This is a genomic window from Croceicoccus mobilis (assembly GCF_001661965.1).
Lineage (GTDB): Bacteria > Pseudomonadota > Alphaproteobacteria > Sphingomonadales > Sphingomonadaceae > Croceicoccus > Croceicoccus mobilis.
The window spans coordinates 26,203-42,350 of record NZ_LYWZ01000024.1; the positions used below are offsets into that span (position 1 = coordinate 26,203).

The 16,148-nt window shown below is 59.2% G+C and carries 13 protein-coding genes; 9 read left to right on the top strand and 4 right to left on the bottom strand.

Annotated features, from left to right (window positions below):
- The first annotated feature begins 68 nt into the window (after positions 1–68).
- Both A9D13_RS13765 and A9D13_RS13770 read left to right on the top strand, forming a co-directional pair.
- Positions 69–1,598: an FAD-dependent oxidoreductase gene (locus tag A9D13_RS13765; protein WP_066775034.1), complete on the top strand. Its 1,530-nt coding sequence runs from the start codon at positions 69–71 to the stop codon at positions 1,596–1,598.
- A gap of 133 nt (positions 1,599–1,731) precedes the next feature.
- The gene (locus tag A9D13_RS13770) at positions 1,732–3,330 is read left to right on the top strand and encodes a GMC family oxidoreductase (protein ID WP_066774806.1); all 1,599 of its coding nucleotides are present in this window, start codon (positions 1,732–1,734) and stop codon (positions 3,328–3,330) included.
- Positions 3,331–3,792: 462 nt separating this feature from the next.
- Here A9D13_RS13770 and A9D13_RS13775 read toward each other — a convergent pair whose 3' ends face one another.
- From A9D13_RS13775 to A9D13_RS13790, 4 genes are all read right to left on the bottom strand, one after another.
- Positions 3,793–4,275 (bottom strand): hypothetical protein, encoded by a 483-nt coding sequence (locus A9D13_RS13775; protein ID WP_066774809.1) that lies wholly within the window; start codon positions 4,273–4,275, stop codon positions 3,793–3,795.
- Positions 4,268–4,972 carry a hypothetical protein gene (locus tag A9D13_RS13780; RefSeq protein WP_066774812.1) on the bottom strand — a complete coding sequence of 235 codons (705 nt, stop codon included), beginning with the start codon at positions 4,970–4,972 and terminating at the stop codon, positions 4,268–4,270. Before A9D13_RS13780 ends, A9D13_RS13775 begins: the two co-directional genes overlap by 8 nt.
- Positions 4,972–5,676 (bottom strand): hypothetical protein, encoded by a 705-nt coding sequence (locus A9D13_RS13785; protein ID WP_156522076.1) that lies wholly within the window; start codon positions 5,674–5,676, stop codon positions 4,972–4,974. The genes A9D13_RS13780 and A9D13_RS13785 overlap by 1 nt, the downstream gene beginning before the upstream one ends.
- Positions 5,677–6,149: 473 nt before the next feature.
- Positions 6,150–6,890, bottom strand: coding sequence for a M50 family metallopeptidase (locus A9D13_RS13790; RefSeq protein ID WP_066774817.1), 741 nt, complete (start codon positions 6,888–6,890; stop codon positions 6,150–6,152).
- 192 nt (positions 6,891–7,082) lie between these two features.
- Between A9D13_RS13790 and A9D13_RS13795 the strand changes: the two genes are divergently transcribed.
- From A9D13_RS13795 to A9D13_RS13825, 7 genes are all read left to right on the top strand, one after another.
- Positions 7,083–10,142, top strand: a complete 3,060-nt coding sequence (locus A9D13_RS13795) for a MobA/MobL family protein (protein WP_066774818.1) — start codon at positions 7,083–7,085, stop codon at positions 10,140–10,142.
- A 123-nt stretch (positions 10,143–10,265) separates the two neighbouring features.
- Positions 10,266–11,138, top strand: a complete 873-nt coding sequence (locus A9D13_RS13800; RefSeq protein WP_066774820.1) for a 3'-5' exonuclease — start codon at positions 10,266–10,268, stop codon at positions 11,136–11,138.
- Positions 11,139–11,219: 81 nt separating this feature from the next.
- Positions 11,220–11,993, top strand: coding sequence for a 3'-5' exonuclease family protein (locus tag A9D13_RS13805; RefSeq protein WP_066774823.1), 774 nt, complete (start codon positions 11,220–11,222; stop codon positions 11,991–11,993).
- A gap of 176 nt (positions 11,994–12,169) precedes the next feature.
- Positions 12,170–13,129 carry a Fic family protein gene (locus A9D13_RS13810; RefSeq protein WP_082922429.1) on the top strand — a complete coding sequence of 320 codons (960 nt, stop codon included), beginning with the start codon at positions 12,170–12,172 and terminating at the stop codon, positions 13,127–13,129.
- A gap of 376 nt (positions 13,130–13,505) precedes the next feature.
- Complete coding sequence (locus tag A9D13_RS13815; protein WP_156522078.1) at positions 13,506–13,985, top strand: hypothetical protein; 480 nt, start codon at positions 13,506–13,508, stop codon at positions 13,983–13,985.
- A gap of 4 nt (positions 13,986–13,989) precedes the next feature.
- Positions 13,990–14,928 (top strand): hypothetical protein, encoded by a 939-nt coding sequence (locus A9D13_RS13820; protein ID WP_066774829.1) that lies wholly within the window; start codon positions 13,990–13,992, stop codon positions 14,926–14,928.
- Positions 14,894–16,117, top strand: coding sequence for an IS256 family transposase (locus A9D13_RS13825; RefSeq protein WP_066774833.1), 1,224 nt, complete (start codon positions 14,894–14,896; stop codon positions 16,115–16,117). Before A9D13_RS13820 ends, A9D13_RS13825 begins: the two co-directional genes overlap by 35 nt.
- The last annotated feature ends 31 nt before the right edge of the window (positions 16,118–16,148 follow it).

The window sequence follows — 16,148 nt, forward strand, 5'->3', positions numbered from 1 at the left end:
ACGATGTGCCGCCTCGCACGTTCGTTCTGCTCTGAACTAGCAAGATATTCCTGAAAGCGAGAATGACGATGTCCGACCTACCCGATCTCGAAAACGGCATTCGGGGCAGCGAACTGGCGGCGGGGAAAATGGTGGCCGGTACCTATCGCGGCGAACGCGTCGTGCTGCTGCGCCGCGATGACGGCATCGTGGCGGTGTCGGGCGAATGCACCCATCTGGGCGCACCGCTGGAAACCGGCGTGGTCGTCGATGGCGAGATCCGCTGCCCGTGGCATCATGCGCGGTTTTCCGCCTCTTCGGGTGAAGCCGTGGGCGGCCCCGCCATAAAGCCGCTGGGCTGCTTCGACGTGGCCGAAACCGATGCCACGATCCGCGTGACCGGGCGGCGCGGCGCGGCACCTGTCCCAGCGGGAGGGGCGGTCAGCGAAAGCATCGTCATCATCGGATCTGGCGGGGCCGGCTATGCGCTGGCGCGCGAACTGGCCAAGGCGGGCGAGGGCGATCGCGTCACGCTGATCACGCGTGAGGACGAGCAGCCCTATGACCGGACCTATCTGTCGAAACAATATCTGGCAGGAGGGAAGGGGCGGGACGATTGCTTCCTGCCCCATGGCGAAGACGGCCTTCCCGGCGTGACGGTTCGCACCGCAACGCCAGTCGCATCTATCGACCGCAATGCGCGCACTATCTGCACGGAAAAAGGCGAGGAGATCGCCTATGATGTGCTGGTCCTTGCTAACGGGGCGCGGCCTGTCATGCCCGATTTTCCGGGAAGCGAGCGTGATAACGTATTCCAGCTTCGCTCGCTTGCCGATGCGGACAGCCTGATCGCGGCAGCGGAAAAGGCGGGAAGCGCCGTCGTGCTGGGCGCAAGCTTCATCGGGCTGGAAGTCGCCGCATCGCTGCGCGAGCGGGGCCTCTCTGTCGATGTCGTCGATCAGTCTGCCGTGCCGCTCGAACCCGTGCTCGGGTCCCAGATCGGCAAATTCGTGCAGGGCCTGCACGAAGATCATGAGGTTCGTTTCCACCTTGGCCGCCAGATTGCCGGCTTCGACGGCACATCGGTCAGCCTCGATAATGGGGCGCAGATTCCCGCCGATTTGCTTGTCGTAGGGGCAGGGGTCGCGCCATGCAGCGATCTGGCAAAACAGGCCGGGTTGGCGCTGGATGCGGATAATGGCGGGGTGACGGTCGATGGCCGCTTTCGGACCGACGATCCGGCGATCCGGGCCATCGGCGATTTGGCCAGCTATCCCGACCCGCGACTCGGCCAGCAGCTACGCATCGAGCATTGGGTGCTGGCGCAGCGCCATGGCGAACATCTCGCGTGGCTGCTGCTGGGCCGCAGCGACGCGCCGTTCAGCGAGACGCCGTTTTTCTGGAGCGGCCATTTCGGCACGCAGCTGCGCTATGTCGGCCATGCCGCAAAGCCCGATCCGGTGCATGAGGAAGGCAAGGTCGAGGACGGCGAATTCGCCATTTTCTTTGGCAAGCAGGGCGGCCCTGACGAAGCGCAGGCGCTGGCATCCTGCGGACGCGACCGTCAGACGCTGGAGGTCGAGGCATCGTGGAACAGGTCGGGCGCGTCCTTGGCCTGAACCTGCAGGGCGGAGATAGCCCGGAGCCCGACCGATCGGAACTTTACCTTCGAGACCTGGCGGTCCAGACTTGCCGGCAAAGACAATAATGGTCTGATCCGACCAAAGTCAGGGGAGCGAATAGCCGGGCGCCGTGGATATTTTCGACTATATCATTGCCGGTGGCGGCAGTGCTGGATGCGTGCTGGCCAACCGGCTGTCGGCTGATCCGCGCAATCGTGTCCTGCTGCTGGAGGCTGGCGGCAAGGACGATTACATCTGGATCCGCGTGCCGGTCGGCTATCTTTACTGCATCGGCAATCCGCGCACCGACTGGCTTTACAAGACAGAGGCCGAAGATGGGCTGGGCGGCCGGTCGCTGAAATACCCCCGCGGGCGGGTGCTGGGCGGCTGCTCCTCGATCAACGGCATGATCTATATGCGCGGTCAGGCAGCGGATTACGACGGCTGGCGCCAGGCAGGCAATCCGGGATGGGGATGGGAAGATGTCCTCCCCTTTTTCCGCAAGGCCGAGGACCATTACGCAGGCTCCGACGAATTCCACGGTGCCGGTGGCGAGATCCGGGTGGAAAAGCAGCGCCACCGCTGGGACATTCTGGAAGCGTTCCAGCGCGCCGCCGCCGAATGGGGGCTGCCGGCGATCGCCGATTTCAATCGCGGCGACAATGAAGGGTCCTCCTTTTTCGATGTGACCCAGCGCAAGGGGTGGCGCTGGAGCGCGTCGGACGCCTTTCTCAAGCCCGTGCGGAAACGTCCGAACCTGAAAGTGGTCACGGGCGCATTGGTCGACCGCGTGGAAATCGTAGACGGGCGCGCGACCGGTCTGGTCTATCGTCTGGGCGAGGAAACCCATGTGGCCCGCGCCCGCGGCGAGGTGGTGCTGGCGGCCGGTGCAATAGGCTCCCCCGCGATCCTCGAACGATCGGGGATCGGCGACGCGCGGGCGTTAAAGGCGCTTGGGATCGAGCCGCTGCAAGACCTGCCGCAGCTTGGCGGGAATTTGCAGGACCATCTGCAATTGCGCTGCACTTTCCGGGTAAGCGGTGTTGCAACGCTTAACGAGCTGGCTTCGACCTTGTTCGGCAAGGGGCTGATCGGTCTGGAATATCTGCTGCGCCGCACCGGCCCGATGGCGATGGCACCCAGCCAGCTGGGCATGTTCGCCAAAAGCGACGATCGTTACGCCACGGCCAATCTGGAATATCACGTCCAGCCCCTCAGCCTCGAGGCGTTTGGCGGCGCTCTCGATCCTTTTCCGGCCTTTACGGCAAGCGTCTGTAACCTGAGGCCCGAAAGCCGTGGCAGGACATCGATCATCTCGCGCGATCCTGCTGCCGCTCCCAGCATCCGGCCGAACTATCTTGCCACGGAAGAGGACCGCCGCGTGGCCGCGCGCGCCATCAGCCTGACCCGCGAGATCGTCGGCCAGCCTGCATTGGCGCGATACCATCCCGAAGAGGTGAGGCCGGGCGCGGAACTCAAAAGTGAAGACGAGCTTCGCCGCGCTGCCGGAGCGATCGGCACGACCATTTTCCACCCCGTCGGCACGGCGGCGATGGGAGAGGTGGTGGATGCTGAGTTGCGCGTGAAGGGAATGGAAGGCCTGCGGGTCATCGACGCGTCGGTCATGCCCACGATAATTTCGGGCAACACCAATGCGCCCGTCATGATGATCGCGGAAAAAGGCGCAGAGATGATATTGCGATCGACACGGTGCGGGGGCCGGGCTTAGGCCTGTTGACCTTGCAGCCGTCAGCTAGCAGCACGAGAAATGACCGCGTGCAATTGTTTGAACGCCGATCACGCCCGGCATATTTTCCACCAGATCCAAAACACTTCAGGTCGAACCCGACAGCCAAGCCCAGCGCGGAGGCGGTCGTCAAAGACATCAAGCGGCGTACCCGGCGGCATTTCTCGGCAAAGGACAAGATCCGTATTGTTCTGGAGGAGCTGTGCGGTTGATTGCCGAGCTCACAAACTGGCCGACATAGGGAAATTTAAGCGTCCACCTTTGCGGAAATTTCCGCGCCCATTTACCCGTGCTCACTCGATCCACAAACGGGGCAGGGCGCATCAGGTATCACGGTGGCACGCAAGTGCGCCGCACCGGAATCGCCTGTCAGCGAGAATCGGTCCGCCGTGTTGCAGGACCTAGAACCCACGCCTAATCTCACGCTCACCGGACAGCGCGAGATTACGAGAGGAGCGCTAAGATCGTTCCAGCATTTGCCAGGACTGCTCCTCCAGCTGCCGCTGAGAGTACGGCTACCAAAAACCAGCTTCGGTCTTCGGGGAGCGGTGCTGCTGTCGTTAATCGACGCCAAAAGCTATGTTCATCATCGATCTTGGCCATGGTTTGAGCTGCGGTCGCCAAGACCTGCTCAGTGTAGCGTGCGGAAGCTTCCAGCTTCTCGACGCGATTAATGGTTGCTTCCAGTCCTGCTGCTAGAACCGGCAGCAAATCATTCAGCCGTGACATCGATGTTTGCATTTCGCGGGCTAGGACTGAAATCTGTGCATCCCTGTTGGTAATGACGAGAAAGTGAATATGGATCGCGCATAGGCAGAGATAGGAATCGTCAATGCCGCTATCGACCAACCGCGACATCAACTGACGCTCCAAGTTGTTCGGAGACCGGTCAAAAAGGCCCCGCCACAGGATCGAGATATTATCCACGACAATACTCCTCGATCTGCTGACGGAACGCGCGCAACTCGAAATTGAGCATGAGCTTGCTGCCTTGTTGCGTCGAATCTGAGATCGCTTGGGTAAGGGTCGAGTGATCTCGATAGAAGCTTGATTTGATATCACCGCCGAGCCGCGGCAATGTGACGAATACTCTCGATTTCCGCATTGCTGACGTCGGCTTGGTGACGACCATCGGGATTGGCAATCCGGCCCTTGCTAAATGTCCTACGAAGGTTGGGTCGTCTTCGTTTTCGTCCGCCACATATATGATGTGAACGGGGCCTGCGCATGTCGATCCGAGAAGGTGGTAGAGGTCTTTTACTATTTCCAGACGACCGGGCTCGAGTTCGATTATCGTTAGTTCACTGAATCTGGCAATTCTGCTGTCGAGGATTTCGGCCATCAGATCATTTGAATTCTGCACGTGAAACTTTGCGCCTTTGTGCGCACGAAAGGCGTAACCGGTAAGGCCAGAAACCTCGATGAAAGTGCCTTTCTTCTCGGCGTCGGCGAGGCAGAATATTGTCGAAGCGGCTGTACTGGCACCCACTCCTCCTCTCGACCGACAAATTATGACCGTCGCAGATTGTTGCTGATCCCCAAGTGAGATCGGGTGCGACAGCGTTACCGCTGTTTCGTCGGCTATGCGTTTCTCGACCGGGTTCATCGGTGTTATCGCGTTCATCAGAAGAGGTCCTTTTGCGTGTTGTCTGAATATTCGTTTTGACCACCGATTGGCGGTAGAATCTCTTGGTCGCTCATGCGGTGCGCGGAGTGCCCAGCTTGGTTTCGGGAAGTGAAATCAGCTTCAGCAGTGGCAGTCTTCCGCGCGCTTTTCGTAGCCGGGTCTGGTCCGCTTGTTACGATTGGGCGATTGCTTTTTCTGGAGCTTCCGTTCGGACGCAGGACACGGGGTGCAGCCTCCTCAGAACCAGACTGCTCAAGATCACTCACGAATGATGGGGCAATCAATTTAGGATCTTCGGGAAGGGCTTTAGGCTCGCTGGTTTGCGAGCGCGGCGCGCTTTCAGACAGATTTTGACCAGAAGCTTCTATCGCCTCGAAGGCTGCCAAATCTTCCGCAGCGAATTCAGCGATGAGACGACATTTCCAGTCCTCCAACATCGCGATAAAGGCTTGCTCTTCAGCCTTCTGCAATCTGCGGGCGGCTGCTCGCTTGGCAGCCTTAGTTGAGGTCGTGAGAAGGTCCGGGTGCTTGAGGGCCTGCCTTGCCTGATACGCCTTGCTAGCTGCCTTCTTTGTGTCGCGTGCTTGGCGAGCATTGCCTTCCAGTTCGGAATGGCGTTGACGCTGCTCAGCTTTTTTAAGCTCGAATTCCGTGACCCGGTCGAGCAGGGATTGGGCGATCTTATCGAGTTTCTGTTTCATCATATCCTTGTTGTAGGATGCGGATCAGAAACTGCCCAATCGCTCCGCAAAACTTTTTTCTGCCGCCACCCAACCTATTCCGAAATTGTGAAATGGTGCGGTTTTGCGCTCGCATTTCACGAACAATAGCGCGCCATCGGTTCGAAGAAACGAGGTTGAATTGCCGAACGTCTTGCGATTTTTCATTCGCGAAGCTTTCAGGCTCTTCCGAACGAAATCTCTATTTTGGTTCGACCCGGGCCTCCTCGAAAGAAAAGGCAATTTCCCTTCGGAACCCTCTGATTTAGGCGCAATACCTCAAAAAGGGTCAGCGCTTCGCGCACCCTGTTTGATTGCTTTTTTGGCTTTTTGGTCTCTACTCGGCAGGCAGCGATCGGCGCTCCGGTAAGATCGCTTGGGGCGGCGCCGGCGGCGCCTTGGGTTAGATGACGGACAGGATCTGCAAATGCCGTGACCACTGCCGCTGACCGTAATCAGATGCGCAACGGTGACCTGGCAATCCTGTCATTGCGAAATGCAAACCTGAAGCTCCCAAAGAGCAGAGCGAGCGTGGTGGCGCTGATGATAGTTCCCCAAACCCAATGAGGCAGGAAAAGGACCTGCGCGATCGCGGCCGTGTCCGACAACTGCCCGCTTGAAATGCCGTCGCTGCTGAACAGATAATCGAACTGCCGCCAAACGCTGATGCAGGCCTGCACCCCAAGGAACTGTATCGCGAACTGCTGGACGCGTGCAGGTGTCCGAATGGCAATCGTCAGAACGATCAAACCGAGAGCCGGCAGAACCAGCCACCCGGTCGCCGAGCGCACCCAGATAAATGTGCTGAGCAGGAGCGTCGCGCCAAGCAACAGCAGTGCGATCCTTGTCGTCTCGGCTGCTCGCGATGAAATGATGAGAAGCGAACCAGCAATTGCGGGACCAAGCGGACCGCTGGCGGAGATGATTGCATCGGCGATGCGGTAGCGGTCGACGTCGGAAAGAATTCGCGCATAGCCCGATCCGTTCGGGAAGATGACGAGATGATCGAAGCGGGCTCCTGCCAGCAAGGCTACAAGCCCGTGACCCATCTCGTGAAACCATGTCGCGAGTATCGTAAAGGGATACAGGACAAGGCTGCCAAGCTGGGTTTGCCATGCAAGGACCGACACCAGCGATATGACCGCGAGGATGATGGCGCGCTGCTTGTGATCTTGATTGGCCGAGCGGCTTGCCATTGACCTCATATCCGTGAGTTTTTGATTCCATGCTTCGTGGTCTCGAAGTCACGTGCTCGATCGCCTGCACCTTGCTTCATAATTGGCCGCACAGCGCCGCGCAAATTGGCCGGTGGAAGTCGCTGACATGTGATCGCCCGCGTCGCGCCAGGTCCATTTCTCCGATTTGTCATCGCATCCTAAAATTGGAGTATGACCAAACAGCAAATCGAAGCCGAGCTGATCGCCGCGCGATCTAACCTGAAATCACTCACCGAGAAATCGGCGCGTATCATGAACGGCGATTTGATCGTCGGTAATGATGGCGACGAACACAGGGTGCTGAACCACGATCAATCAGCAAGCGCCCGGCGCAGCCTTCGAGGCCCCGAGGCACTTGATCTGCCGATACGCACCGGACCGCCTGGCGATCACCATATCACCGGGCGAACCGGGGGAGGGCGTCCGGGCAGAATTCGGTTGCAGAGTTGGGGCGAAGAGAATGAACCCACAAAGCGAAACGAGGCCCGAATTCAGCCATCGAAGTTCCAGACGCCGATCGTAAGATCGCGTCGTCCCGCCAATGCGAATGGCGAGACCAGTTTCCATTTTTCGCATGAGGCCATCAGCAAAACTCGGCAGGATAAGATCTCTGCTCGCGGCGTCAGGAATCGACAGGGCGCTGCAAGCGATCACGTGCTTTATATCGAGCGCGAAGGGGCCGTGGCTATCGATCCCAGCGAGGCCATCACAGGGGAACCGAACTCAATCGCCGCCAAGGAGGGCGCTGGAGGCCGAATGTCGGCTTATATCGAGCGCGAGGAAGCCGTGGCGCATGCGCCGGGTGGCGAAAGAGTCATCTTCTCGAATATCTCCGATGACCCAACCGAACGGAGCGATTTCTGGCGTCTTGTCGAAAAGACCGAACGCGAACCGTCGCCCGACATGATCACGATAAAGCCTGAAGGCCGTGAGCAGCATTCAAAGTTCTGGTCGGCGGTAGCTGCAGATTCGGATTGTCCTCCAAAGCTTAGCGAAGCGCTGCTGGAGGCCGAAGGCGACAAGTCGATCAATGTCCAGACTGGCGATAACAGGCAAGTCCGCAGCCTCATGAAACGATATGGATGGCGCCCGCCAGAGAAGCCTGCTGCCGGTGAAACAGACCATGAGGAGATGGCACGCAAGGCGCGCGATGAAGCTGCGGCGCGCGGCGCAGAGTTTGTGGACGGACGCGGAGGGCGCATTCAGTATCGCGTGGTCGGCGAATTGCCGCATGACGTTCCACACGAAGCGCGCGTTCGAATACTGAAGGACTTTACCGCAGAATTCGAAGCGCGCAGCTTACCTTACGTCGCGGTCATGCATGCACCGGACCATACGAATGACGATCGCAACTGGCACTTTCATCTTGTCTATCATGATCGTCCGAGCAAACGATTTACCGGGCAAGCCGAGGATCATATCGTGCCGCTTAAAGATGGAGCGGGTAGCAAGTCGATCGCCCAGTCCAAGTTGAGAAAGGATGCCCTTGGCGATCCGGCCGTACAGGCTTGCATCGGCCAATGGGATTTCATGGTACCGTACGAATATCGCAAGCCGAGCGGGCGCCGCAAGGTCACCTATCCCTTCCAGCAACCGAAGGACCGTGACTGCAACAAGCGCGAGTTTATTCCCATGCTGCGCCGCCGACTTTCGCAGCTAACCAATCGGGAACTGGAAGCGGCGGGCTCCATCCGGCGTACCAATCCGCGCCGCTATACCGAGATCGGCATCCACAAGAGGAGTGATGCCCATCTCGGGACCAAGGCGTCCGCACTCGAAAGCGGCGGGATCGCAACCGAACAAGGAATCCGCAATGAGCTCAATCAATGGGAGTTCATTCTGCGCCAATGCCGAGACGAGGCCCGAGAGAACCAACTGCGGATCAGTGGACAGCTCAAACAGTGGCGTAATGACGTCGACGCATTGGGCCTCAATGCCGAGGAGTTGGCGCGCACGAAGGAAGCTCTCGATCGTTACGAAGTGTCCGCTCAGATTGCCGCCGAACATCACTTCATAGCACGGCTGATGGACGAGCAACTGGACCGGCTGCGTTCGCGCGCCGAAAAAGCCGCGAAGGCATCGAAGAAGCATTTGGAAGCAATCGATGCCGGGACGGCCAGCAAGCGCCAGCAGAAGGACCGGCAGCGCTATCAAGCCGATTTCGATAGTGCCGGCATCTATCTGGCCGGGCTGGAGCTCCTCATGCAGCGTGAAATAAAACAGATCGCAAACAGCAATGCCGTTGCAGCTCGGCACGATACGATCGCCAAGGCGGCGCAGGAGACGGTCACTGAGATTATCGCGCGGCAGCAAAGCCGCGCCGCGACAAATGACAATGGGGCGGAATCGCGTCAGTCGGAAGCGTCAGGGCCACCGGTAGTCAGTTCAATGACGCGTTCTGCAGCCGAAACCCCGCCGTCGCCGAAACTGAGCGACGAGGCGATCATACATTTGATGCGGACAAAGCTTCTGCGTCCTCAGATCGATCGCGAAGACGATGCGGTACACGTCATATTCTCGCGTCAAGACTGCGCGCTATTTCGGCTTCCGAACCGATGGATCATCGCTGATCTGCGGACAACGGCGCGGGTGAAGGGGATATCGCGCTTCAACCAGCGCGCCTTCAAGCGCGTTCTGGAGTTTGTCGAGAAATGTCCGCAGAGAGTTGAGGCCCAGGATGGAAGCGTCTGCCTAGCGGCGGACGCCCCGGAGCAACTTGTCGAGTTTGCGCATAAGTTTCGGCGCGACGAGGAACTGCAGAGTGCAATGCGCCAAGCCGTCCAAATTTGCGCTGAGGAAGCCGACAGGCGGGCTCGCGCTGCAGCGTCGCAGCGTACCAGGCAGTTGCGCGAGCAGCTTATGTCCGAACGCCAGCCCGTGCGCCGGGCAGAGCCAAGTTCGAGACAAGAGCAGCTACCCAAACCGACACCAGCCTCACCACAAGAGGAACCCGTACAAACACCAACAAACGAGCAGATCGAACACGAAGGTGAGGGGGGTGAGCTGCCGCCAGAGCGCAAGAAATTGCAGGACTGGCGCAAGGCACATGAGAAGGGTGACGCGCATGCCGACCGTCTCGCCCTTTGCGTACGACAAGACAAGGCGGCAGCTGCTTTGGCCAAGGCAGAACTGCCAAAACCCATGCTCGCAGAGCTCGAATTGGGTGCACAGCGCCACTTTGAACAGCTGCAACGGGCAGCCTTTCAAAACGGTATGGGCATGGGCCGGTGAATCCAGAAATCCTCACGGGGTTAGGATGATATGAAACCGGAAGGGCAAGGGAAAAGAAGCTTAAACGGCTTCGCTCCCGCTCTCGCCGGTTTCGTTTCATCAACGAACCCACAGAGGTCATCCATGACACAAGACAAGAATGCAGAACTCGTCCGCCAGCTCGAGGCGGGCGGGGACTACCGCGTATTGCGCAAAATCGCACTGCCACACGCTTTGGAGGATCGCAACCTGCCGGATGGAACCCGGCGGATCGCGATCGTTGACGTCGAGACAACCGGCCTCGACCCTAAGACCGACGCCATCATCGAGTTCGCTATCATGACACTCGATATCGATTGGCCGAACGACAGCAAGGTGCTTTCAAACACCTTGCCGTTTGCCTGGCTTCAAGATCCCGGAAAGCCGATCCCACCGCGTGTAACGACTTTGACAGGGCTCACCGCCGAAATGGTGGTCGGCCTGCAAATCGACCGCCACGCCGCAGTCAAGCTGCTGAAGAGCGCGGATCTCATCGTCGCGCACAATGCGCGCTTCGACCGTGCGTTTGTTGAGGCGCGCTTCCCAGAAGTGAAGGGCCTGAAGTGGGCCTGCTCGTGTACCGAGATCGACTGGCTCGCCCATGGCTATGATGGCCGATCCCTGGGGCACCTGCTGCTGCAAGGCGGCTACTTCGCCAACACGCACCGCGCCGATGATGACGTCTGGTCGCTATTCCAACTACTGCGGCTCGAAGCACCCGGATCCGACGGCCGCAGCTTCCTCGATCTGCTGATCGAACGCAGCGAGATGGAGACGGTGCTTCTGAAAGCGCGCGGCGCGCGATTTAGCCTGAAAGACCAGCTGAAGGCCCGCGGCTATCGCTGGAACCCGGACGAGAAGGTCTGGTGGACCGAATGCGATTATGCCGAGTACCTTTCTGAGAAAAGCTGGCTCCTTCGGAACGATGTGTTCGATTACATCTCAGAAATGATCGACGCCTCGCGCCGTCACCTCTGATCCCCCCGCAATCCACCACACCACCCACGCGAAAAGGCCCGCCTCCGAGCGGGCTTTTTCGTATCGACGAAGGACGTATCAATGACCCACTACAACAACCGCCGCCCCGCCGTCCGCAAGGACAAAGGCTGCCGCTATTTCCCTTCCACCAGCATCGTTGTTGCCGATTTCGAGTTCAAGCGGGACCGGGTGCGCCACGGTGCCTATGTCCATGCCAACGGCAGCTCGGCCTGCAAGAGCTTGCGCTGGCCGTTCAAGCAGATCGTTTGCGGGAGCTGGCTGACGCTCGAGTTCACACCTGGGGCCGAGAAACCCAAGATCAGCCATTTCGAAGGCCGCTGCCGACCGGATCATGACGAGGTGGCGATCGCCGAGCATTTCTTCGCCGAACTCGACAACCATCCTCATGCTATCCTCACGACCTGGGGTGGGGAATGCAGCGATGTTCCGGTCCTGCGCCGCATCGCGCATCAGCATGGCCTGATCCTGCCCTACCAGCTGCGCAAGTCACGGCCACAGCGTTCCGATCGCATCGATCTGTGCAATGAGATCGAATACAGCAGCCGGGTGCACCTTTCCGAATATGCGGCGGCACAAGACATTCCCGCCAAACCGGTACCGGGCAAAGAGGTCAATCGCCTGGTCGACGACCGCGACTGGGCTGCGGTCGAGGAGCAGTGCACGGCTGACGTGCTGACCACCGCGATCATCGCGGTTCGCCACTTTGCGTCGATCGAGATGATTGGTCAAACGGGCGCCGCATGCACCGATGCGATTGTCGATCGTTTCTGCGCGAGGCCTGAGACCGGTTTCGTCGCAAAGCTGCGGAAATGGCGGGAGGATTTGAAGGGATAAGAAGCTCGCTCAAGCTGCCCTGCCGGACAATTCTGGCGGGGCAGCATCTTCTTAGATTGCGACTATCCGTCGCTGACGGCACTTGGGATATCAGTCCCAGACAGCTCTATAAGCGACCGAAACACATGCTGGCCGGCGGAGGAATGCATTGTCGATATCCGCAAGGCTGACAATTTTTGGCTAAAAACGATTGGCAGCAGCATCGCTGTGGATCCTATCACCAATGCCGGTTGATCAGCGCGGTCTATTACCAAGCCAGTTTGGCGCCAGAATGCGCGCCAAATCCTTACCGCGAAGCCCGCAATGATGATATTGAAACCTACCTTTATTCCCGCGCCTTGCGCAATGCGCAGCAAGCCTTGGCTGACGGCGCGCCACTCAGCGAACATCTGATCCGGAAGGCGCACCAGCAATTGCTATACTTCGGACGAGGCGCGCGAAAGCGCCCAGGCTCCTACAAGGTGGAACAGAATTATATCGGCGACAATCGGCGCGGGAAGATATTCTATGTTCCAATAGCCCCTGAGCAACTGGCCCCCGCCATGGCAGGGCTCGTGCAATTCATGAATGAAAGCAAGATGCGTCCCCTTATTCGGGCAGCACTGACGCATGTGGAGTTTGAGGCACTCCATCCTTTCGAAGATGGCAATGGTCGGATCGGGCGCATGCTAATCACCCTGATGCTTTGGAATCTCGGAATCATCAGTCAGCCGAACTTCTTCGTCTCAGGATATTTCGAGACACATAAGGAAGAATATATCGAGAGAATGCGAGCCGTTTCCGCTTCGGGAGACTGGTCAGGATGGTGCATATTCTTTCTCGAGGCTATGCACGCTCAAGCCTCAGTCAATATCGAGACTGCCGATCAGATATTTGCCTTACATGGCGAAATGCGGGAGCGGTTCCGCGAGGCACTAAATTCTCAGTTCCACGATCAGGCCCTGGATTTCGTGTTTGCCAGTCCTGTCTTTCGCAATGACCGCTTTGTAGACCGGTCTGGCATCCCGGCATCGTCAGCTCGTGCCCTGTCTCGTAGGCTAGTCGAGGCTGGACTGCTTCGCACAATTGAACCGGCAGCCGGACGCCGCGCCGCCCTTTATGCTTTCGATCCCTTGCTCGATCTACTCAAGATATAGGCGAAATTTGTATGGCAGCACTCCGCACAATGCGCTCCCACTGCTGCTAAAGCGCTTAGATTTCTAGCTTGGATCCTAGCCGGCTTCATGCGCCATTGCCTTCGCATGGTCCTTTCACTGCGATCGACTGCGTGACCTTGGAGAATGGACGATAGATGGTCGTAGGGATAATGTTCAGCCAGCTCTCTATATCCAAGCAAGCCGGCGTCATGTTGAAAAGCGAGCCGACGTCTTCATGCTGCAAGAGGCAGTTTCGAACGCACGGCTCGGAAATCACCGTGACCAAGCAGAGCTACGACCGAAATTGTCGTAAGCCTGTTGGAAAAGGCAGCATCACTTCAAACGGCCACATCCGCGGCCAGCAGGGATGGTGCCGATGTTGTCGTTTTTGCTTGCCATGATTGGCTTCTTCCTCATTCTCCGCCTTGCGACAGGATCTCTGCCAGCATTCGTTTTCGGCAAGCCCGTATTGGGCGACCAGAAGACTGTTCGCACGAATTCCGATGGGAGCAGTGCTGTCGAAGATGCATTCGCGCATGCGCTCGCCTCTTGTCCGGAATTCGCCACGCCGCTGCTTGAAGCGAGAGCTCCATGCGAAATGCTGCTGGCCCGTGCGGCCGCGGGCGATCTGGATGCGATGACCCTTCAGATCGTCGAGCGTCTGCGCTGTCATATACCGGCTTTGGTCGCCGCACATTGCGCGGTCATCGAAAAAGCGCCCCCTCATTTACGTCGCAACGCAATGGCTGAGCTTGTCGAAGACTTGCGCAATATGGCTGTCATGGCCCGAGGTCGCCTCGACCTTCTCGCCGCGAAGCGCCGCCATGGCAGTTTGCATCAAGCGATCTGGCAATAGCCTGATGGTCGGTCTTTCCAAATCCCGCATCGCCGCATTTGAGCAATGCCCGCGCCGCCTGTGGCTGCAGGTGCATCGCCGCGACCTTGCCGAATGGAACGAAGGCTCCGAAGCACTGTTCGCCATCGGTAACGAGGTGGGCGATGCGGCCTGCGCGCTGCATCCCGATGGCGTGATGATCGAGGCGGAGCCCGATCTGGCCGCCGCGCTGGAAACCACCGCGCGTTTGATCGCCGAAGACCATCCCGGTCCGCTGTTCGAAGCGACCTTCATGCACCGCGGTGTGCTTGTTCGCGTCGATGTGATGGAGCGCCTGCCGGTTGGTGGCTGGCATGTTGCCGAGGTGAAGAGTTCGACCACGCCGAAGGACTACCATGTGGGCGATCTGGCCACGCAGATCTGGGTGCTGCAAGGCTGCGGCATCGATGTGCGCTCGGCCGCAATTAGGCACGTGAACAACCGCTTTGTGCTGCAGGTACCGGGCGATCTGGACGGCTTACTGCACGATGCGGACATGCTTGGCCAGCTGGGCGGGATCATCGCGGGGCGGGGCGCGGTGGTGCACGCAGCGCAGGCCATGCTGACCGGGGAAGAGCCGCAGACCGCACCCGGAGATCATTGTAGCAGGCCGCATGACTGCGAATTCGCCACCCATTGCCGCAAGGGAGAGCCGAAGCCGCCCGAGTGGCCGGTGTCGGTATTGCCGCGCGGGGCGGGAAATGCGTGGAAGGCGCGCGGCTTTGATTATTTGCTTGATGTTCCGGCGGACCGGCTGAGTGGGGTGAATGCCATCGTCCATGCCGCCACTTCGAGCGGCAAACCCTACCATGATCGCAAAGGCGCTGCGGCGGGGGACTGTCAGGAATTCCGTGTGTGGGCGGGCATAATGGGTAAGAAGGAGTCCCACTATGTCCCGACGCAAAGAACCTGCGATCCCCAATGAGCTGCTGGACCAGCTTTTGGCTGGCGGTGCTGCCAGTGCCGCTTTCGAACAAGGCGGCTTGCTGGATTCTCTGAAGAAGGCGCTGACCGAGCGCGCCTTGAATGCGGAGATGGATCACCATCTGACCAGCGACGAAGAGGCCGGGAACACGCGCAATGGCTATGGTCGCAAGAGCGTGACCACAGATGCCGGCAAGCTGGAGATCGATGTCCCGCGCGACCGTCAGTCGAGCTTCGAGCCGCAGCTGATCGCGAAGTACCAGCGCCGTTTCCCCGGCTTTGATGACAAGATCATATCGATGTACGCGCGCGGCATGAGCGCCCGGGAGATCACCGGGCATCTGCACGATCTGTATGGCATTGACGTGTCGCCGGACCTGATCAGCACCGTGACCGACGCCGTGCTCGACGAAGTCGCCAGCTGGCAGCAACGGCCGCTCGATCCGGTTTACCCGCTCGTTTTCTTTGATGCGATCCGGGTCAAGATCCGCGATGAAGGCATGGTCCGCAACAAGGCGATCCACATCGCGTTGGGCGTCCGCGCTGATGGCGCCAAGGAGGTGCTGGGCCTGTGGCTCGAGCAGAACGAAGGCGCCAAGTTCTGGCTGCGGGTGATGAACGAGCTCAAGAACCGCGGGACGGAGGATATCCTGCTTGCCGTGGTCGATGGGCTCAAGGGCTTCCCCGAGGCCATCACCGCCGTGTTTCCCGAAGCCGTGGTCCAGACATGCATCGTCCATTTGCTGCGCAATTCCATGGACTTCGTGTCCTGGAAGGACCGCAAGGGGCTGGCGACGGCGCTCAAGGAAATTTACCGCGCCCCCAGCGCCGAGGCCGCCGAACAGGCGCTCACCGCGTTCGAGGCTGGACCCTGGGGCCAGCGCTATCCCGCTATCGGCCAGAGCTGGCGGCGGGCCTGGGCCGAGGTCATTCCGTTTTTTGCGTTTCCTGATGAGGTTCGCAGGATCGTTTACACCACAAATTCCATAGAAGCCCTCAACTCGAAGCTCCGCAGGGCCGTCAGGGCCAGGGGGCACTTCCCGAGCGACGAGGCCGCCACGAAATTGCTCTATCTGATCTTGAACCGGTCGGAGAAAGAGTGGAAAATGCCGCCGCGTGAGTGGACCATGGCAAAGGCCCAGTTCGCCGTAATTTTCGGTGAGCGCTTCATCAAAGCCATGGCGGCGTAATGTTCAACCGCCCGCCCACACACGGAATTCC